At 67.6% G+C, this 19628-nt stretch carries 18 protein-coding genes; 9 read left to right on the forward strand and 9 right to left on the reverse strand.

Features of this window, described 5'->3' with window-relative positions:
• The first annotated feature begins 43 nt into the window (after positions 1-43).
• From ACK8OR_RS10305 to ACK8OR_RS10320, 4 genes are read left to right on the forward strand one after another with little or no spacing between them, the layout of a single operon-like run.
• Positions 44-1609 (forward strand): ABC transporter ATP-binding protein, encoded by a 1566-nt coding sequence (locus ACK8OR_RS10305; protein ID WP_410189307.1) that lies wholly within the window; start codon positions 44-46, stop codon positions 1607-1609.
• Positions 1606-2766 (forward strand): ABC transporter permease, encoded by a 1161-nt coding sequence (locus ACK8OR_RS10310; protein WP_410189308.1) that lies wholly within the window; start codon positions 1606-1608, stop codon positions 2764-2766. The genes ACK8OR_RS10305 and ACK8OR_RS10310 overlap by 4 nt, the downstream gene beginning before the upstream one ends.
• Positions 2763-3731 carry an ABC transporter permease gene (locus ACK8OR_RS10315; RefSeq protein ID WP_410189309.1) on the forward strand — a complete coding sequence of 323 codons (969 nt, stop codon included), beginning with the start codon at positions 2763-2765 and terminating at the stop codon, positions 3729-3731. Before ACK8OR_RS10310 ends, ACK8OR_RS10315 begins: the two co-directional genes overlap by 4 nt.
• Positions 3715-4509 carry a purine-nucleoside phosphorylase gene (locus ACK8OR_RS10320; protein WP_410189310.1) on the forward strand — a complete coding sequence of 265 codons (795 nt, stop codon included), beginning with the start codon at positions 3715-3717 and terminating at the stop codon, positions 4507-4509. The genes ACK8OR_RS10315 and ACK8OR_RS10320 overlap by 17 nt, the downstream gene beginning before the upstream one ends.
• 61 nt (positions 4510-4570) lie before the next feature.
• On the opposite strand, the gene ACK8OR_RS10325 is transcribed toward ACK8OR_RS10320, so the two are convergent.
• Positions 4571-6130 carry a GMC family oxidoreductase gene (locus tag ACK8OR_RS10325; RefSeq protein WP_410189311.1) on the reverse strand — a complete coding sequence of 520 codons (1560 nt, stop codon included), beginning with the start codon at positions 6128-6130 and terminating at the stop codon, positions 4571-4573.
• A 207-nt stretch (positions 6131-6337) separates the two neighbouring features.
• On the opposite strand from ACK8OR_RS10325, the gene ACK8OR_RS10330 reads away from it, so the two are divergent.
• Positions 6338-7261 (forward strand): sulfite exporter TauE/SafE family protein, encoded by a 924-nt coding sequence (locus tag ACK8OR_RS10330; protein ID WP_410189312.1) that lies wholly within the window; start codon positions 6338-6340, stop codon positions 7259-7261.
• Positions 7258-8013 carry a TIGR02186 family protein gene (locus ACK8OR_RS10335; RefSeq protein ID WP_410189313.1) on the forward strand — a complete coding sequence of 252 codons (756 nt, stop codon included), beginning with the start codon at positions 7258-7260 and terminating at the stop codon, positions 8011-8013. Before ACK8OR_RS10330 ends, ACK8OR_RS10335 begins: the two co-directional genes overlap by 4 nt.
• On the opposite strand, the gene ACK8OR_RS10340 is transcribed toward ACK8OR_RS10335, so the two are convergent.
• The 7 genes from ACK8OR_RS10340 to ACK8OR_RS10370 form a co-directional block, all read right to left on the reverse strand.
• Complete coding sequence (locus ACK8OR_RS10340) at positions 8010-8735, reverse strand: SDR family oxidoreductase (RefSeq protein ID WP_410189314.1); 726 nt, start codon at positions 8733-8735, stop codon at positions 8010-8012. The genes ACK8OR_RS10335 and ACK8OR_RS10340 overlap by 4 nt on opposite strands.
• A complete protein-coding gene (locus tag ACK8OR_RS10345; RefSeq protein ID WP_410189315.1) occupies positions 8732-10258 on the reverse strand; it encodes an ATP-dependent DNA helicase in 1527 nt (508 codons plus the stop codon). The genes ACK8OR_RS10340 and ACK8OR_RS10345 overlap by 4 nt, the downstream gene beginning before the upstream one ends.
• 18 nt (positions 10259-10276) lie before the next feature.
• Positions 10277-10909: an acyl-homoserine-lactone synthase gene (locus ACK8OR_RS10350; protein ID WP_410189316.1), complete on the reverse strand. Its 633-nt coding sequence runs from the start codon at positions 10907-10909 to the stop codon at positions 10277-10279.
• Positions 10910-11024: 115 nt separating this feature from the next.
• Positions 11025-11738, reverse strand: coding sequence for a helix-turn-helix transcriptional regulator (locus tag ACK8OR_RS10355; RefSeq protein WP_410189317.1), 714 nt, complete (start codon positions 11736-11738; stop codon positions 11025-11027).
• Positions 11698-11892: a hypothetical protein gene (locus ACK8OR_RS10360; RefSeq protein ID WP_410189318.1), complete on the reverse strand. Its 195-nt coding sequence runs from the start codon at positions 11890-11892 to the stop codon at positions 11698-11700. The genes ACK8OR_RS10355 and ACK8OR_RS10360 overlap by 41 nt, the downstream gene beginning before the upstream one ends.
• Before the next feature lie 212 nt (positions 11893-12104).
• Positions 12105-13391: a crotonyl-CoA carboxylase/reductase gene (ccrA, locus tag ACK8OR_RS10365; RefSeq protein ID WP_410189319.1), complete on the reverse strand. Its 1287-nt coding sequence runs from the start codon at positions 13389-13391 to the stop codon at positions 12105-12107.
• Positions 13392-13504: 113 nt separating this feature from the next.
• On the reverse strand, positions 13505-14866 hold the full coding sequence (locus ACK8OR_RS10370; protein WP_410189320.1) for a 1-acyl-sn-glycerol-3-phosphate acyltransferase: 1362 nt from the start codon (positions 14864-14866) through the stop codon (positions 13505-13507).
• A gap of 213 nt (positions 14867-15079) precedes the next feature.
• On the opposite strand from ACK8OR_RS10370, the gene ACK8OR_RS10375 reads away from it, so the two are divergent.
• The 3 genes from ACK8OR_RS10375 to deoD all read left to right on the forward strand — a co-directional run bounded on the left by ACK8OR_RS10375 (position 15080) and on the right by deoD (position 18227).
• Positions 15080-17041, forward strand: coding sequence for a methylmalonyl-CoA mutase family protein (locus ACK8OR_RS10375; protein ID WP_410189321.1), 1962 nt, complete (start codon positions 15080-15082; stop codon positions 17039-17041).
• Between the two features lie 83 nt (positions 17042-17124).
• Positions 17125-17448 carry an H-NS histone family protein gene (locus ACK8OR_RS10380; RefSeq protein WP_410189322.1) on the forward strand — a complete coding sequence of 108 codons (324 nt, stop codon included), beginning with the start codon at positions 17125-17127 and terminating at the stop codon, positions 17446-17448.
• A gap of 74 nt (positions 17449-17522) precedes the next feature.
• Entirely contained in the window at positions 17523-18227 is a 705-nt protein-coding gene (gene deoD, locus ACK8OR_RS10385) for a purine-nucleoside phosphorylase (protein WP_410189323.1), read from the forward strand.
• A gap of 27 nt (positions 18228-18254) precedes the next feature.
• Here the strand turns inward: deoD and ACK8OR_RS10390 are convergent, their stop codons facing one another.
• The gene (locus tag ACK8OR_RS10390) at positions 18255-19421 is read right to left on the reverse strand and encodes a type III PLP-dependent enzyme (RefSeq protein WP_410189324.1); all 1167 of its coding nucleotides are present in this window, start codon (positions 19419-19421) and stop codon (positions 18255-18257) included.
• Positions 19422-19628: the final 207 nt, after the last annotated feature.

Below are 19628 nucleotides of genomic sequence, written 5' to 3' on the forward strand. Positions count from 1 at the left end.
CCCTGACGACCCTGTGCCGCATGACCGGCCTACTGGAGCGTGCATGACCCCGCAGACCCAGTCCCAGAGCCAGACGTACGAGCCGCCCCTCGCGATCGAGCTGCGCGGCATCTCGAAGGCATTCGGTCCCGTGCAGGCCAACAAGGACATCTCAATCCAGGTCAAGCGCGGCTCGATTCACGGAATCATCGGCGAAAACGGCGCGGGAAAATCGACGCTGATGTCGATCCTCTACGGCTTCTACAAGGCGGATGCGGGCGAGGTCTTCATCGGCGGCAAGAAGACCGAGATCCCCGACAGCCAGGCCGCGATCGACGCGGGCATCGGCATGGTCTTCCAGCATTTCAAACTGGTCGAGAACTTCACCGTGCTCGAGAACGTCATCCTCGGCGCCGAGGATGGCGGCCTTCTGAAGCCGTCGCTGGCCAAAGCGCGCAAGCTTCTCAAGCAGCTCGCCGACGATTACGAGATGGATGTCGACCCCGACGCCATCATCGAGGAGCTGGGCGTGGGCCAGCAGCAGCGCGTCGAGATCCTGAAGGCGCTCTACCGCGAGGCGGACATCCTGATCCTCGACGAGCCGACCGGCGTGCTGACCCCCGCCGAGGCCGACCACCTCTTCCGCATCCTCAAGGGGCTGCGCGACGAGGGGAAGACGATCATCCTGATCACCCACAAGCTGCGCGAGATCATGGAGGTGACGGACACCGTCAGCGTGATGCGGCGCGGCGAGATGACCGCCACCGTCAAGACCGCCGAGACCTCGCCCGAGGCGCTGGCCGAGCTGATGGTGGGGCGGAAGGTCCTGCTCCGCGTCGACAAGGCGCCCGCGACGCCGGGCGAGGTCGTGCTCGAGGTCGAGGGCCTGCGCGTGGTCGATGCCCTGGGCGTCGAGCGGCTGCGCGGCATCGACCTGCAACTGCGGCGCGGCGAGGTGCTGGGCATCGCGGGCGTTGCGGGCAACGGCCAGTCGGAACTGCTCGAGGTTCTGGGCGGCTACGCTAACGGCACCGGCACGATCCGCATGAACGGCCAGGTGCTCGACATCACCGGCAACGCGTCGGACGCGCGCACCCGGCGCGATCGCGGCATCGCCCATGTCCCCGAGGACCGCCAGCGCGAGGGTCTCATCATGGATTACCGCGCCTGGGAGAACGTGGGCTTCGGCTATCAGCACGACCCGCGTTTCAGCGGCGGCATGTTCATGGACAACGCCGCCATGCGCGCCGACTGCGAGGAGAAGATGGAGCGGTTCGACGTCCGCCCGCCGGACCCAACGCTGGCGGCCAAGAACTTCTCGGGCGGCAACCAGCAGAAGATCGTCCTCGCCCGCGAAATCGAACGGAACCCCGACCTCCTCCTGATCGGCCAGCCCACGCGCGGCGTCGATATCGGGGCCATCGAGTTCATCCACCAACAGATCATCGCGCTGCGTGACCAGGGCAAGGCGATCCTTCTGGTCTCGGTCGAGCTCGACGAGATCATGGCGCTCTCGGACCGCATCGCGGTGATGTTCGACGGCCGCATCATGGGCGAGCGCCTGCCGTCGGAGACCGACCAGGGCGAGCTGGGCCTCCTAATGGCGGGCATGGAAGGACGCGCGGCATGAACGACACGCTTCCCAAGTGGGTCGACATCCTGTTGATCCCGCTGATCAACCTCCTCCTGGCGCTGATCGTGTCGGGCCTCGTGGTGGCGCTGATCGGGAAGGACCCGTTCGAGGCGCTCTACATCCTCGTGAACGGCTCCGTCGGGTCGGCCTATGGCTGGGGCTACACGCTCTTCTACACGACGAATTTCATCTTCACCGGCCTCGGCGTCGCGGTCGCGTTCCATGCGCGGCTCTTCAATATCGGTGGCGAGGGGCAAGCGGCGCTGGGCGGACTCGGGACGGCGCTTGTCCTGCTGGCTGTGCCGTGGCCGCACTGGACGATCGGGCTCGTGGCGGCCTGCATCGGCGCGGCGGTGTTCGGCGCGGCATGGGCCGCGATCCCGGCCTATCTGCAGGCCAAGCGCGGCAGCCACATCGTCATCACGACGATCATGTTCAACTTCATCGCCTCGGCGCTGATGGTCTACCTTCTGTCGAACGTCCTCCTCGTGCCTGGCGCGGGCGGCTCGCCCGAGACGGCGCGCTTCGCCGAGGCGGTGCGCCTGCCCAACGCCTATGACGTGGCGCCGTGGCTGGGCTTCTCGCGCTCGACCCCGCTCAATGTCAGCTTCTTCCTCGCCATCGCGGCCTGCGTGTTCGTCTGGGCGCTGATCTGGCGGACGCGACTGGGCTACGAGATCCGGGCCTTCGGCCATTCGGAGCCGGCGGCGGTCTATGCGGGCATCTCGCCCGTGCGGATCACGATGATCGCCATGCTGATCTCGGGCGGGCTAATCGGGCTGATGGCGATCAACTCGGTCATGGGCGAGGCCGAGCGCCTCGTGATCGACCCGGTGCAGGGCGCGGGCTTCGTGGGCATTGCGGTGGCGCTGATGGGCCGATCGCACCCGGCGGGCGTGTTCATCGCGGCCCTTCTCTTCGGGGCGCTCTACCAGGGCGGCGGCGAGCTGACCTTCGAGATGAACGGCATGACGCGCGAGATCATCCTCGTGATCCAGGCGCTGGTGATCCTGTTCACCGGCGCGCTCGATAACATGGTCCGCCTGCCGATGGAGCGCATGTTCCACGCCGCGCGCCGCAGCCCCGAGCCCCCCGCCCCGACCACCCCCCTGGAGGCGGGCGGGCATCCCGAACGCGGGAAGGCCGAACCATGAGCTTCCTCGAACTGATCCAGATCCTCGACTCGTCGCTCCGCCTCGCGACGCCGCTGCTCTTGGCATGTCTGGCCGGCCTCTTTTCCGAGCGGGCGGGCATCTTCGACATCGGGCTCGAGGGCAAGATGCTGGCCTCGGCCTTCATGTCCGCCGCCTTCGCCTACTACACCGGCAACGTCTGGATGGGCCTTCTGGCGGGCATCGCGGCGTCGATGGTGCTGTCGCTGATCCACGGGCTGGCCTCGATCACGTTCCGGGGCAACCAGCTCATCTCGGGGGTGGCGATCAACTTCCTCGCCTCGGGCCTCACGGTCGTGATCGGCGAGGCGTGGTTCGCGCTGGGCGGGCGCACGCCACAGCTCGAAGGCGCGGCCCGCTTCCGCGAAATCACGCTGCCCTTCGCCGACGCGGTCCGCGACGTGCCGATCCTCGGGCCTCTCTATTCCGAACTCCTCTCGGGGCATTCGGCGCTGGTCTATGTCGCCCTCCTGATCGTGCCGCTGACCTGGTGGGTGCTCTTCCGCACCCGCTTCGGCCTGCGCCTGCGCGCGGTGGGCGAGAACCCGGCGGCGGTCGACACGGCGGGCGTCAGCGTGGTCGGTCTGCGCTATGCCGCGGTGATGATCTGCGGCGTGCTCTGCGGCATCGCTGGCGCGTATCTGGCGACCGCGCTTTCGGCCGGGTTCGTCAAGGAGATGTCGGCGGGCCGCGGCTTCATCGCGCTGGCCGCGCTGATCTTCGCCAAATGGCGGCCGTGGTACGCGCTCTGGGCGTGCCTCCTCTTCGGCTTCCTCCAGACGCTGGGCTTCCGGGGCGACCTGATCGAGGGCATCGTCGGCATCGACATTCCCTCGGCCCTCTTGGACGCGATCCCCTACATCCTGACGGTGGTGATCCTTGCAGGCTTCGTCGGCCGCGCGATCCCGCCGCGCGCCGGAGGTGAGCCCTATGTCAAGGAACGCTGACCTCCTCGCGCTCATCCGCGACTGCGCCGGATCGGAGGCGCCGCGCTACGGGCTGATCCTCGGCTCGGGCCTGGGGCATCTCGCGGACCGAGTCGAGGGCGTAGCTATCGACTATGCCGACCTGCCGGGCTTTCCCCATGCGGGCGTCAGCGGGCACAATCCGAAGCTGGTGATCGGCCGGCTCGGCGGCACCCGCGTCGCCGTGTTCGGCGGGCGGTCGCATTATTACGAGAGCGGGCGCGCCGACGCGATGCGCGTGCCCCTGGAGGTGCTCGCCGATCTGGGCGCCGAGGGCGTGATCGCTACCAACGCCGCCGGAAGCCTGCGCACCGACATGCCGACCGGATCCCTGATGCTCCTGTCGGACCATATAAACTTCTCGGGGCTGAACCCGTTGATCGGTGAGCCGACGGATGCGCGCTTCGTGCCGATGGGCGACGCGCACGACCCGGCCTTGCGTGCGGGTTTGCGCGACGCGGCCGCCGCCGAGGATGTCGAACTGCACGATGGCGTCTACGCCTGGTATTCCGGCCCCTCCTTCGAGACCCCGGCCGAAATCTGCGCGATTCGGACATTGGGTGCGGACGCGGTGGGCATGTCGACGGTGCCCGAGGTGATCCTGGCGCGGTTCCTTGGGCTGAAGGCGGCGGCCATCTCCACGATCACCAATATGGCGGCGGGTCTCTCGGACGAGGCGATCAGCCACGACCACACCAAGGCCATGGCGCCGCTCGGGGCCGCGAAGCTCGAAAAGGTGCTGACGCGGTTCCTGGCCTGACCGGCTGTTAGGGCGCGCGGGGACCGCGCGACGGCGATACGCGCGCGCTCCAGACCCGGCGTTACGCGGCCTCCGCGATCCTCCGGGCGATACGCTCGGCCATCATGATGACCGGCGCGTTGGTGTTGCCGCCGACGATCGTCGGCATCAGCGAGGCGTCGACCACGCGCAACCCCCCGACCCCCGCGACGCGCCCGTCGCCATCGGTCACGTCGCCCATCGCCGCGGTGCCGACCGGGTGATAGATCGATTCCGCCCGCGTGCGGATCTCGGTCTCCCACCCGGCATCGGTGTCGGGCGGATCGGACGGGCGGTGCCATCCGACGCGGATGTCGTCGAAGGCGGGTTGCGACAGGATCGTCGTGGCCATCCGCGCGCCCGCCACCAATACGGCGAGGTCGCGCTCGTCCGAGAGGTAGTTCGGGTCGATCACGGGTTTCGCCGCCGGATCGGCCGAGGCGAGCCGCAGCCGCCCGCGCGAGCGTGGATAGAGCGCGCAGGCATGGAGCGAGACACCCGTCCGGCCCCAGTTCCGGGTTTGGCCGTGGTTCTCGCCCAGCGCAGGGAGGAAGTGGAACTGGATGTCCGGCTTCTCCAATCCTTCGCGCGAGCGGGCGAACCCGTTCCCCTCGGCGAGATTCGACGCCAGGAGGCCGGTGCGGCCGCGCAGCCAGTCATAAGGCGCGCGCAGCGCCTGCCCCAGCGTGCCGGGCGCGTAACCGATCGCGCTGCCCGGCCGGGTCAGCAGCATGCAGGTGATATCGAGATGGTCCTGGAGGTTGCCGCCCACCCCCGGCGCATCGTGGACGAGGCCGATGCCATGCTCGGCCAGGTCCGCCGCGGGGCCGATCCCCGAGAGCATCAGGAGCTGCGGCGAGCCGATCGCGCCGGCCGACAGGATCACCTCGCACCGGGCCTCGAAGGTGTCCGAGCCGGTCTCGACCGCGACGGCGCGGTGGCCGTCGAACCCCACGCGCCGGACCTGTTGGCCCGTGCGGATGGTGAGGTTCGGCCGCGCGCGCACCGCGTCCGGCAGGTAGGCGCGCGCCGCCGAGCAGCGCAGGCCGCGATGGGTCGTCGTGTCGAAGCGCCCGACGCCGTCGCGCACAGGTGCTACGAAATCCTCGACCCGCGCATGCCCGGCCTGTTCGCCCGCCTCAAGGTATCGCCGCGTGGCGGGATGCGACCAATCCGGGCGGGTCACCCGCAGCGGCCCGGAATCGCCGTGCCATTGCGAGATGCCTTCGGAATGGGTTTCGGATGCCTTGAAGAGGTGCAGCGCCTCGGCCCCGGACCAGCCCTGTCCCCAATCGTCGTAGTCGCTCAGATCGCCGCGCGCGTAGCACATCGCGTTGATCCCCGACGAGCCGCCCAGCACCCGGCCCCGCGGCCAGCGAAGGCGGCGATTGTCGAGACCTGGCTGTGGCACGGTCGCGAAGTCCCAATCGGCGACCTTGTGGCCCAGCGCCTCGGCCAGGCCGGCGGGCAGATGGAGCAGCGGGTTGCGCGCCTCGCCCCCCGCTTCGAGCAGGAGCACCGAGACCGCCGGATCCTCCGAAAGCCGCGCGGCCATCACGCACCCGGCCGATCCGCCGCCCACGATCACGTAATCCACCTGCATGCCCGCACCTCCTGCGGTCACCGTCCTCCCGGAGCGCATCGAGGGCAAGGCGAACCCGGCCTCCGGTCCCGGTCGCGCTCCGCAATGCCGGTCACGATCCGTGTCGAAGCCTTGCGATCCGGACGCACCGCGTGAGCGCGCGGCCTGCGGGGGTTTGATATCGGGCGACGCTGCGCCTATGGAAGCGCATACATCCGGGAGCCGCCCGTGCAGATCTACCTCCCCATCGCCGAAGTGTCGGTCAACGCCTTCCTGCTTCTGGGGCTGGGCGGGATGGTCGGTGTTCTCTCGGGGATGTTCGGGGTGGGCGGCGGATTCCTGATGACGCCGCTTCTCTTCATGGTCGGCATCCCGCCCGCCGTCGCGGTCGCGACCGAAGCCAATATCATCGTCGCCTCCAGTTTCTCGGGCGTGCTGGCGCATGTGCGCCGCAAGACGGTCGATTTCCGAATGGGCACCGTTCTGCTGATCGGCGGCCTCGTGGGGGCGGCCATCGGTGTGCAGGTCTTCGCGATCTTGCGCGAGCAGGGTCAGGTCGATCTGCTGGTTAAGCTCTGCTACGTCGTGTTCCTCGGCGTCATCGGCGGGCTGATGTTCATCGAGAGCCTGAACGCCATCCGCAAGGCGCGCGCCAAGGGCCCGGCGCCCCGGACCGTGCGCCGCCAGCGCGGCTGGATCCACGCGCTGCCTCTGAAGATGAAGTTCCGCACCAGCGGTCTCTATATCTCGGTGCTGCCGCCCCTGCTCGTCGGGCTCTTCGTCGGCGTCCTGGCCGCGATCATGGGCGTCGGCGGCGGGTTCATCATGGTGCCCGCGATGATCTACCTGCTGGGCATGCCCACCAAGGTCGTGGTCGGCACCTCGCTCTTCCAGATCATCTTCGTCACGGGCTTCGCCACCCTCCTGCACGCGACGACGAACTACACCGTCGACATGGTCCTCGCCGTGCTGCTGCTGGTCGGCGGCGTGGTCGGGGCGCAGGTAGGCACGCGCATCGGCACCAAGCTCAAGGCCGAGCAGTTGCGCATCCTCCTGGCCGGAATGGTCCTTCTGGTCTGTGCCAAGCTGGCCGCCGACCTCCTGATCCAACCGGCGGAACTCTTCTCCGTGGGCGCGGAGTCGGGGCATTGATCCGCGCGCTGCTCCTCCTCTTGGCGCTCGCCGCGCCCGCGGCGGCCGAGGAGGTGGTCGCCGCCCTGAGCCAGGACCGCGTGTCGATCTCGACCTCGTTCGACGGCTCGGAGATCCTCGTCTTCGGGGCGGTCAAGCGCGAGGCCCCCGTGCCCGACGGTGGACCACTCGGGGTCATCGTGACTATCGCGGGGCCGGACGAAGCCGTCATCGTGCGCCGCAAGGACCGGCGCTTCGGCATCTGGATCAATGTCGAGGGCATCGATGTCGAGCGTGCGCCGAGCTTCTACGCGGTCGCCTCGTCGCTGCCGCTGGCGACCTCGCTGTCGGAGACCGAGGACCTGCGTTGGAGCATCTCGCCCCGCCGCAAGCTCCGCGCGGTCGGCGCGACCGACATGGCGGGGGATACGCCCGCCTTTCTCGAAGCCCTGCTGCGCGTGCGGCAGGATGCCGAACTCTACGCGGTGAAGGAGGAGACGGTGGCCCTGCGCGACGAGACGCTGTTCTCGGCCGAGATTGCGCTGCCCTCGGACCTGACCGAAGGCAATTACGACACCCGCATCTTCCTGACGCGGGACGGGGCGGTGATCGACGACTACGCGACCTCGATCTTCGTCCAGAAGGTCGGTCTGGAGCGGATGATCTACAACCTCGCCCACGAGCAGCCGCTGATCTACGGGCTTCTGTCGCTCTTCATCGCGATCTCGGCGGGCTGGCTCGCCTCGACCGTGTTCCGCTACATCCTGCCCTAGCCCCGGCCCACATAGGGCATGGCATTGGCCATGATCGTCATGGTCAGGACGTTCGCCTCGGGCGGCAGGCTCGCCATGTGGAAGACCGCGCGGGCTGCGTCGGCCACGTCCATCGTCGCCACGCCGTCCTGTCCCGCCGCGCGCTGGGCATGGTCCAGCGCCTCGACCATGGGGGTCCGAGCATTGCCGATATCGATCTGGCCGCAGGCGATCCCGAGGGACCGCCCGTCGAGCGAAAGCTGTTTCGTGAGACCCGTGATCGCATGCTTGGTGACGGTGTAGCTGACCGCGCCCTCGCGCGGGACGTGGGCCGAGATCGAGCCGTTGTTGACGATTCTTCCGCCACCCTGCGCGCGCATCACCTGGAAGGCGGCGCGCGCCATCAGGAACATGCCGGTCAGGTTGACCGCGACGGCGCGGTCCCAGTCATCCAGCGGCACCTTGTCGATGGGCGCGGCCGGCACGAAGAGCCCCGCGTTGTTGAAGAGCACGTCGAGCCGGCCCGCGCGCTCGGCGAACATGTCGGTCACGCGGTCGCAGGCCGCGGGGTCGGTGACGTCGCCTGGCAGGACGTGGGCGTTCGGATGGTCGGCGGCCACCTCGGCCAGCGCATCGGCGCGGCGCGCCATGAGGCCGGCGGTCCAGCCCGCGTCGAGAAAGGTCCGCGCGGTCGCGGCGCCGATGCCCGACGACGCGCCGGTGATGAGGATGGTGCGGGTCATTCCTGGGTCTCCTGTTCGAGCGTCAACGGGGCGGGTTCGACCTTGAGGTCGGCGGTGTCGAGCGGCTGCTGCGGCAGGGCCAGCGCGTATCGCTTGACCCAGATGAGTTGCGTCGCCGCGCGGGTGATCGCGACGTAGGCGAGGCGCTTCCAGAGATGCTGGCCCGCCTCGATCCGGCCTGCGCGGGACGCGGCATAGAGATCGGGGGCGAAGACCTGCACGCGGTCCCATTGCGAGCCTTGGGCCTTATGTATCGTGACCGCGGCACCGTGCAGGAAGGCCGCGCCCATGCGGGCCGCGAAGGGGAGGAACGGCTCCTCCTCGTCGGGATGCTCGATCTTGACGATGCTGCTGACGCTGATCTCGGGCTCGGGCGCGCCGACGACGTGCAGCTTGGAGAATCCGGGCTTCCGTCCGGGTCCCAGATAGACGACCTGCGCGCCCTTGATGAGGCCCCGCGCCTCGAGGTCGATGCGCCGCTTGCGATGCTTCAGCGGCAGCTCCAACCCGTCGCAGATCAAGGGCTCGCCCGGCAGCATCTGGGTGTCGTCGGCCCCATGCGCGCCGCGAAACGCACGGATCAGGCGGATGCGCGTCGCGTTGCGCCAGACGAGCACGGGCGAGCGGGCCATCAGGTCGCTGTCGACCCGGCCGGCGACCTGGATGCGGTCGTCGGTAGCGGCGGCGTCCTCGATCATCTGCTCGAAGCTGTGGAAGTCGAGGTCGGGATCGCCGAGTGCGTGGGCGAGGTCGAGGATCGGGTTGTCCGCCGCCTGACGGTGGACGCGGTCGAGATGCTTGAGATCGTCGCCCGAAAAGCGGTCGAACACCATCCGGCCCGACTGGTTCACGGGGGCCAACTGGGCGGGATCGCCGAAGAGGACGAGGGTCGGGAAGATCTCTTTCAGGTCCTCGAACTGCTTGTCGTCAAGCATCGAGGATTCGTCGACGAAGCCCACGTCGAGCGGGCTGTCGCGGCGCTTCCAGCCGGTGATGAAGTCGCTGCCCCGGAGTCCTGCCGCGGCCAGCGCGCCGGGGACGGAGGACGTTTCGTCATAGACGCGCTTGGCGCGGTCGAGCGCCTCGTCGGTCAGGCCCTCGACCGTGGGGCGGGAGCCGCCCTCGGCCAGCCATTCGGCGATCTTCTCGTATTCGGGATCGTAGACCGGGGTGTAGAGGATGCGGTGGATCGTGGTGGCGGGCACGCCTCGGGTCCTGAGCACGCTCGCGGCCTTGTTGGTCGGGGCCAGCACGGCGAGGGTGCGGCGATCCTTGCGCTTGCGCTCGTAATCGCCCGAGACGAGGTCCAGCCCCGCCTCGCGCAGGCCCTTGACCATTTCCGCCAGAAGCAGCGTCTTGCCCGACCCGGCCTTGCCGGTGATCGCGATGATGCGGCTGTCGTCGTCTTCGCGCGGGGCGGCGAACTCGCCGATGTCGATGCCGCTGTCGGACAGGATTTCGGCGATGCGGTCCCAGGCCTCGGCCTGATCGGGGGAAAGCGTCGTGGTTGGGGGCGTCGTCATCGCTCCCTTGTGGCGGGTTCAGGCCCCGGACGAAAGGCCGACCGGCAAGGGCAGGTCTCCGAATGCGTCCTCGAACCAACCGCGCGAGATGCGGGCCGTAATGCCCGTCGCGGCGCAGAGCGCATCGTGCAGCTCGGCGTCGAAGGTCCAGAGCCCGGCCGCGATTCCGTCCCGGGGACGGCTCAGAAGCTCCGGCTCCCACCCGAGGCGGCGATAGACGCGGGTCATCTTCGCGTCGAACACCCCCAGTGCATGGGTCAGGCCGAAGCCGAGGCCAAGCTCGCTCGCCCCCAGAAGCAATTCGCGCGCCACGCCCGGCGCGGCATCGGGGGCGAGGCAGAACCGCGTGCATTCCCAGATCCGGCCCGAGCGGAGCGGGCCGCCCTCGACCAGGTGCGGGAAGACATCGGCCAGCATGTGCGGCCCTGTGGTGGGCAGAAACCGCATCGAGCCCGCATGGGCGCCCCGCGCATCCTCGGCCACGACATAGAGCGGGTCCATCCCGTCATAGGAATCCGTCTCCCAGCCCAGGGGGTCGACCTGCACCTCCCAGCCCATGCGGTCGCGGAACTGGACGGTGCGGTCGCGAAACATGTCGGCGGCCAGCTCGGCATGGCGGGGCAGGTCTGCGGCGTAGATGTAGCGGATCATCGGGCGTCCCTCCAGTCTGTGTGACGGAAGGGGCTGAGGCCGCGCAGGTTGACGAAAGGTTACCGCGCGCTGGCGAAGATTTCGTGCAACGGGGCGTGTTCGGCCCGAGGGCCGATCAGAGGTTGATCAGCCCGCGCGACAGGGCGTTGGCCACCGCATGGGTCGTGTTGATCGCGCCGAGCTTGTGGCGCGCGCTCTCGATATAGACGCGGAGCGTGTTCTCGGAGATCGACAGCCGCTCGGCGGCCTGCGCCCGGCTGCGACCGGCCGCCAGAAGCGTCAGCGTATCCGCCTCGCGCCGCGAGAGCGACGGCGCGGGCGTCTGTGGCGCGTCGCCGTCGAGCACGAGGGCTCGCTCGTTGACGTAATGCGCGGCCAAGAGCAGGTCATCGAGATGGGCCCGCGTGAACCGGCCCCAGCTGTCATCCCCGACCTTGTGGTTGACGGTGAAGAGCGCGAACTGTCCCGACGGCCCCCGGATCGGCAGGCTGAAGCCCTGGTTCCCAAGCCCGTGGCCGATGCCCTCGGCCAGAAGCGCGCGGGCCGGACGCCCCGACCAGTCGAGCCGCTTCCAGTCGACGGGCGTGAACCGCCGGAAGCAGGCCAGCACGACCGGATCGACGGTCTGGAAGTTCTGTTCGACATAGGCGGTGACCCAATCCGGCTCGTAGGTGAGTGCGGCCCATTGGGCGCCGCCCGATTTGACCGAATGATAGACGAGATGTTCGACATCGTAGGCGTCGCGCAAATCGAAGACGGCATCCTGCAGATCGTTCAGATCGCGACAATCACCCAGCCGCTTCAGCACGTCGTCCAGCTTTCGTGCCATCCGGCCTCGCCTCTTCCGCGGGGGGATCCTGCACGAGCTCGACCGATGCGGTGACGATGGCCTCGTCCAGCTGTGAGGCCAGTTCGGGCAACCGATTGGCATCCGCGAACCCCTTCAGGTCGCCCAGCACTTCGATGATCCACTTCTTCGACATCCGAACGTTCCTTCCCAAGGGGTTAACGAAAGCTTAAGCAATTCTACCGTGGAGCCGATCGGGCGAGATATTCGCGGTTTCTCCCTCCCCATCTCCGGTGAGTGTCGCGCTCGGAACACCCTGACGCAGCGGAAGGTCTGGAACGAAAATGGAACGACCCCGGACGGATCCGGGGTCGTTCATCGCTGCGAATCGTGGGGCCGAAGATCGCGTCAGGCGGCAGGTCCGGCCTCGACCACGTCCTCGAGCGTGCGCAGCCCCGTGCGGGGGGCCTGGACGAGGACGGACATGTTGCCCGGCTTGTGCTCGTTGCGGCGCATCTTCATGTGCGCCTCGGGCAGGTCGGCCCAGTCGAAGCATTCCGACATGCAGGGATCGAGACGCCGCTCCACCATCAGGTTGTTGGCGGCACTCGCCTGCTTGAGATGGGCGAAGTGGCTGCCCTGCAGACGCTTCTGGTGCATCCACATGTAGCGGACGTCGAAGGTCAGGTTGAACCCGGTCGTGCCCGCGCAGATGACGACCATGCCGCCCTTCTTGCACACGAAGGTCGAGACCGGGAACGTCGCCTCGCCGGGATGCTCGAAGACCATGTCGACATTGTTGCCCTTGCCTGTGATCTCCCAGATGGCCTTGCCGAACTTTCGGGTCTCGGCGAACCAGGTCGCATATTCGTCCGAGCCGACCTTGGGCAGCTGGCCCCAGCAGTCGAAATCGTTGCGGTTGATGACGCCCTTGGCCCCCAGCCCCATCACGAAGTCGCGCTTGGATTCGTCCGAGATGACGCCGATCGCGTTGGCGCCCGCCGTGTTGATGAGCTGGATCGCGTAGGAGCCGAGGCCGCCCGACGCACCCCAGACCAGCACGTTCTGGCCGGGCTTGAGGTCGTGCGGCTCGTGCCCGAAGAGCATCCGGTAGGCGGTGGCCAGCGTGAGCGTGTAGCAGGCCGCCTCTTCCCAGGTCAGGTGCTTGGGGCGCGGCATCAGCTGCTGGGCCTGCACGTTGGTGAATTGCGCAAACGAGCCGTCGGGCGTCTCGTAGCCCCAGATGCGCTGGCTGGGCGAGTACATCGGGTCGCCGCCGTTGCAGTGTTCGTCGTCGCCGTCGTCCTGGTTGCAGTGGATCACGACCTCGTCGCCGACCTTCCAGCGCTTCACCTTGTCGCCCACCGCCCAGATGATGCCCGACGCGTCGGAGCCCGCGATGTGGTAGGGCTGGCCGTGGCCGTCGAACGGGCTGATCGGCTGACCGAGCGAGGCCCAGACGCCGTTATAGTTCACGCCCGCCGCCATCACGAGGACGAGGACCTCGTGGCTGTCGAGGGTGGGAACGTCGACGACCTCCTGCTGCATGGCGGTCTCGGGCTCGCCGTGACGCTCGCGACGGATCGCCCAAGCATACATCTGCTTCGGCACATGACCCATCGGGGGCATCTCGCCCATCTCGTAGAGATCCTTCACCGCCGCCTCGTAGGTCGGGGTCTGCGTATCGAGGGCCATGGCCATGTCTCCGTCCTTGCCGCGTTGCGGAATCGTCGTGCTGCGTTGCAACATGACTATCAAGACGGCGGTAACATTAAAACCCCGAAAGTATTGTTAGCGTAATTTTCTTGCTAAAGAAGTTTCTGCGCAGGCAGCGTGCGGGCGTAGAAGGCGAAGACCTCGTCCCAGCTGGGCTGGGGTTGGATGACATCGCCGTCGATCCGAAGCGCCCCGCGCACCTCGAGCATGCGCAGCGCCACGAGCGAGACCTCGGATGCGTCCCGGCTGGCGTGATGCAGCGGATGGCCGGCGGCCCGGAGCGTCTCTGCCCGCGCGTCGAGATGGGCTGCGATCTCGGGGAGCGTGCGATGCCCTTCGGTCAGCGCCTCAGATACCAAAGCCAGCGGCAGGACGGGCAGCCGCGCCTCGATACGGTCGAGGAGCGTCGCCGCCAGCGCCCCCGTCGGGTCGTCATGCCCCTGCCAGAGAAATTCATGCAGCGACACGGGCTGCCCGAAGCTGACGGCGGCATACCCGAACCGGGTGAACCGTCGCGTCACGCGCAGCTGCAAATGCCGCCAGAGATAGCGCGCCACCGTCCACCAGCGCAGCCGGAACGCGTGCTCGCCCTTCGACCCCGCGGCGATCAGCACGCGGTCCTCCAGCACCCGCTCGTAGTTCAACGCAACGGGAATGAAGACGATGTCGCGGGCATCCTCGGGGTCGTGATCGGTTACGAGATACGAGAGGATGCCGAGCTTCGGCGCCTGCAGCGCCCCGTCGCGCGACAGGCGGCCTTCGGGGAATACGGCCTGCGTGATGCCCTTCTCGGTCGCGATCTGGACGTAGCGCGCCAGCACACGTCGATAGAGCGGATTAAGATCGCGGCGGCGCACGAAATAGCCACCCAGCGCCCGGATCAATGGCCGGAGCGGCCAGCGGCGGGCCCACTCGCCGACGGCATAGGCCAGGGCCGTCTGCCGCGCCGCGAGCCAGGTGACGAGGACGTAATCCATGTTCGAGCGGTGGTTCAGGACGTAGATGACGGTGGCATCGGACGGGATATCCGCCAGCGCCTCGGCCTCGCCCGTCACGCGGACACGGTAGAGGCTACGCGACAGCCAGCGAGAGAGGCGCATCGCGATCGAAAAGTAGAGCGTGGCCGAGAAGCCGGGCACGATCTCGCGGGCGTAGCGGCGCGCGGTCTCGAAGGCGACTTCCTCGGGAATGCGATGGGTGCGGGCGTGATCGATGATGGCCTGCGCGACCGCCGGGTCGTGCGTCAGGCGGTTGATGGTGTCCATTCGGCGCGCCAGCTTGAAGGGCTCGATCGGGCGCGTCAGCCGGGTGTTGAGCCGCGCCACCAGCCGTTCCGCGCGCTTGCGGAAGAACCAGCGCACCGACGGAAAGAGGAAGTTCGACGCGAACGTGACGGCGGCGAAGGCGCAGAGCAGCAGAAGCGCCCAGAGCGGGATTTCGACGATCCGGGTCATCGGCGGCGGGGCGGGGCGCGGCGCGGGTCCATGGTTCGAGAATATGGCCCGGTCTGGGGCGAGGCTGGCAAGCGCCAAGGTCCCCACCCGGCCCAATCGCCTGCCATCTGTGGCGGAGCGGCGGGCGGCTACGCCGCGCCGCGGCGAATTGACACTTGCGCGATCTGTCCGATAAATTGGCTTTCGAGCAATTTTGTTACCGAAGGCTTCGCCATGTCGCAGAAAGACCGCCCCTGGCTCTTCCGGACCTATGCCGGCCATTCCACCGCTTCGAAGTCCAACGCGCTCTACCGTGCGAATCTCGCCAAGGGGCAGACCGGCCTCTCGGTGGCGTTCGATCTGCCGACGCAGACCGGCTACGACAGCGACCACGTGCTGGCGCGCGGCGAAGTCGGCAAGGTGGGCGTTCCGGTCAGCCATCTCGGCGACATGCGGACGTTGTTCGAGGACATTCCGCTCGAGGAGATGAACACCTCGATGACAATCAACGCGACGGCGCCTTGGCTGCTCGCGCTCTATGTGGCGGTGGCCGAGGAACAGGGCGCGGACGTCGCGAAGCTTCAGGGGACGGTCCAGAACGATCTCGTGAAGGAATACCTGTCGCGCGGCACCTACGTCCTGCCGCCCCGCCCCTCGATGGGGTTGATCGCGGACGTGGCCGAATACTGCTACTCCGAGATTCCGAAATGGAACCCGATGAATGTCTGCTCCTACCACCTCCAGGAGGCCGGTGCGACGCCCGAGCAGGAATTGGCATTCGCGTTGGCGACGGCGACCGCCGTGCTCGACGAATTGCGCGGCCGCGTGCCCGAGGCGGAGCTTCCGCGCCTCGTCGGCCGGATCTCGTTCTTCGTCAATGCGGGCATCCGGTTCGTCACCGAAATGTGCAAGATGCGCGCCTTCGTCGAATTGTGGGACGAGATCTGCCGCGTTCGCTACGGCGTCGAGGACGCGAAGTTTCGCCGGTTCCGATATGGCGTGCAGGTCAATTCGCTGGGGCTGACCGAACAGCAACCCGAGAACAACGTCTACCGCATCCTTCTCGAAATGCTGGCCGTCACGCTGTCGAAGAATGCGCGCGCCCGCGCGGTCCAATTGCCCGCCTGGAACGAAGCGCTGGGGTTGCCGCGCCCGTGGGACCAGCAATGGTCGCTGCGGATGCAGCAGGTCCTCGCCTATGAAACGGATCTTCTGGAATACGGGGATCTCTTCGACGGCTCGCCCGTGGTCGCGGCCAAGGTCGAGACGTTGAAGGACGGCGCGCGCGCGGAATTGGCGCGGATCGACGAGATGGGCGGCGCCGTCGACGCGATCGAATACATGAAGGGCCGGTTGGTCGAATCCAATTCCGACCGGTTGGGCGGCATTGAGCGGGGCGAGACCACCGTCGTCGGCGTCAACGCCTGGACCGAGGGCGAGCCGTCGCCGCTGGTGGGCGAGGATGGCGGCATCATGGTGGTCGATCCGGGTGTGGAGGCCGATCAGATCGCGCGGCTGGATGCGTGGCGCACTGTCCGCGACGGCGCGGCGGTCGAGACCGCGCTGGACGCGCTCCGGCAGGCGGCGAAGGCGGGCGAGAACGTGATGCCGCCGTCGATCGCGGCCGCCAAGGCAGGCGTCACGACCGGCGAATGGGCGGGTGTGATGCGCGCGGTCCATGGCGAGTATCGTGGCCCGACCGGGGTGGCGACCGGCGTATCGAACCGGACCGAGGGGCTCGACGATCTGAGGGCGGCCGTGGATGCCGTGTCCGACCGGCTGGGCCGCCGCCTGACCTTCCTGATGGGCAAGCCCGGATTGGACGGCCATTCCAACGGTGCCGAGCAGATCGCCGTCCGCGCGCGCGATTGCGGAATGGCGATCCATTACGAGGGCATTCGCCTGACCCCCGAGGCGATCGTTTCCGCCGTGACGGAAAACGACGCGCATGTGGTGGGACTTTCGATCCTGTCCGGCTCGCATATCCCGCTGGTCGAAGATCTCATGGACCGATTGCGCGCGGCCGGATTGGGCCATGTTCCCGTGATCGTCGGCGGCATTATCCCCGATGAGGATGCCGACAGATTGCGGGCGATGGGCGTGGCCGCGGTCTATACGCCCAAGGATTTCGAATTGAACCGGATCATGGGCGATATCGTCGAACTTGCCGATCCGGGCGGGATTGCAGCAGAATAACCTTGCGGTAATTGAAGAACAATCCTATTGCGCATGAATAATGTCGCACATGGGGAGTGATTGCATTGGCGAAGCTGGACAAGATGAGCAAAGACGAATTGGCGAAAGAGCGCGCGGAAACGGAAGCGCGCCTTCGCGAACTGCAAAAGGCGGAGGCCGAATTCGACGGGCGTCGCCTGAAGGAACTGAAGGCCGAGATCGAGAAGATGCTGGCCGCCGAAGGCTTCACGATGGCCGATCTCTTTGCGGGTCGTGCGCCGAAGAAGTCCGGCGGAGGTGCGAAAGCGCCCGCCAAGTACCGCCATCCCGAGAACGCGTCGAAGACGTGGTCCGGTCGCGGGCGTCAGCCGCAGTGGTTCAAGGATCATATCGGCGGCGGCGGCAAGGCCGAGGACCTCTCGGTCTAGACCGCGCCGACGTTCCGGTGGATCAAGGGGATGGCCTGCTGCGGGCCGTCCCCTTTTTATGTCCGGAGAGCACCATGACCCCTCACATCCGCGCCGAACCCGGCCAGATCGCCGAGACCGTCCTGATGCCGGGCGATCCGCTGCGCGCGAAATGGGCGGCCGAGGCGTTCCTCGAAGGCCCCGAACTGGTGAACGACGTGCGCGGAATGCTGGGGTTCACGGGCACGTGGCGGGGCAATCGGGTGACGATCCATGGATCGGGCATGGGGATGCCGTCGCTGTCGATCTACGCCAACGAATTGATCACGCAGTACGGGGCGAAGACGCTGATCCGGATGGGGTCCTGCGGCGCGATGCAGGCAGATGTCGCGGTCCGGGACGTGATCCTGGCGCAGACCGCGAGCAGCCTCTCGACCCCGTCGCGCGGCATCCTCCGGGAGTTGAACTTCGCACCCTGCGCCGATTGGGGCCTGTTGCGCGCCGCCGAAGCGGCGGCTCAGGCCAAGGACAGCCGCGTGCATGTCGGCGGGATCTATTCGTCGGACGTGTTCTACGATGAACGGCCCGATCTCAACGAGCAGATGACCCGGCACGGCATCCTCGCCGTCGAGATGGAGGCGGCCGAACTCTACATCCTCGCCGCGCGGCACGGGTGCCGTGCACTGGCCGTGCTGACGGTGAGCGACCATCTCCTGACCCATGAGGCGCTGCCGGCCTCGGACCGGCAGCAGACCTTCGGGGACATGGTCGAGATCGCGCTCGAGGCTGCCTTTGTCTGACCGACGCGGGTGGCGGCCCACCCCGCTTCAGATGACCAGCGTATCGAGCGGCGGGAAGCCGTTGAAGCCCATCGACGAGTAGGTCGAGGTGTACGCGCCGCAATGGCGGATCGTCACCTTGTCACCGGCCTTCAGCCCGACGGGCAGCTGGACGGGGCGCTTTTCATAGAGGACGTCGGCGCTGTCGCAGGACGGGCCGGCGAGGACGCAGGGGCCGGTCGGCTGGCCGTCGCGCGCGGTGACGATCTGGTAGCGGATCGCCTCGCCCTCGGTCTCGGCCAGGCCCGAGAAGCGGCCGATGTCGAGATAGACCCAGCGGTGCAGGTCGTCCTCGGACTTCTTGGACACCAGCAGGACCTCCGCGGCGATGGCGCCGCATTCGGCCACGAGGCCACGGCCCGGCTCGGCCATGATCTGCGGCACGTCGCCGAAGCGGGCCTCGATCAGGTCGATGACCGCAGCCGCATAGGCGGTCGGGTGTTGGATCGACTCGCCGTAGAAGGCCGGGAAGCCGCCGCCGATATTCAGAAGCTGCAGGTCGAAGCCTGCGCCCTGCGCCTCGTGCCAGATGGCCGCGACCTGATCGAGCGTGCCGGTCCACATCCGTGCCTCGCGCGTCTGCGAACCGACATGGAAGCTGAGACCGAAGGGCACGAGGGCCAGATCGCGGGCAAGGCCGAGCAGCGAAAGCACCTTGTCGCGAGCGCAGCCGAACTTGCGCGAAAGCGGCCAGTCGGCCTCGGAATTGTCGACGATGACGCGGATATAGACGCGGGCACCGGGGGCGTTCTCGGCGATCTTGACCAGCTCTTCCTCGGCGTCGGCGGCAAAGAGCGTGATCCCGGCCTGGTGCGCGAAGCGGATGTCCGAGGCCTTCTTGATCGTGTTGCCGAAGGACACGTGGGCGGGATCGGCGCCCTGCGACAGCACGAGCTCGATTTCGCCGCGCGAGGCCGCGTCGAAGCCCGAGCCGAGCCCGACGAGCCGCTCGACGATGGCGACATGCGGGTTCGCCTTCACGGCGTAATGGATGTGGGCCCGGCCGAGGCCGGCCGAGAGGGCGTGGAACTGACGCTCGACCGCGTCGACGTCGATGACCAGCGTCGGGTGCGCGAACTCGTGGGCGGCGATGTAGGATTCAACGCGCGAGGGCGCAACGAGATCGGGACGGCCGAAGCCGGTTACTGCGTTCATGGTCATCTCCAATAGACCCGGCCATCCCGAACGTTCGGTGCAGACCGCTCACTTCCAAGGGAGACGTTACCGTCGCTACGTAACCGTGCTTTTCAGCCGTGCCAGAGGCGCGTGCGTTGGCGTCTATGCGCGGGCAGATGGGGCCGTTCGCGGATTCGGTCAAGGCGGAAAATCGCGCGGAATCGCGGGATTGGAACGATGGGGCCC

Source organism: Jannaschia halovivens, from assembly GCF_046452375.1.
GTDB classification, from domain to species: Bacteria; Pseudomonadota; Alphaproteobacteria; order Rhodobacterales; family Rhodobacteraceae; genus Jannaschia; species Jannaschia halovivens.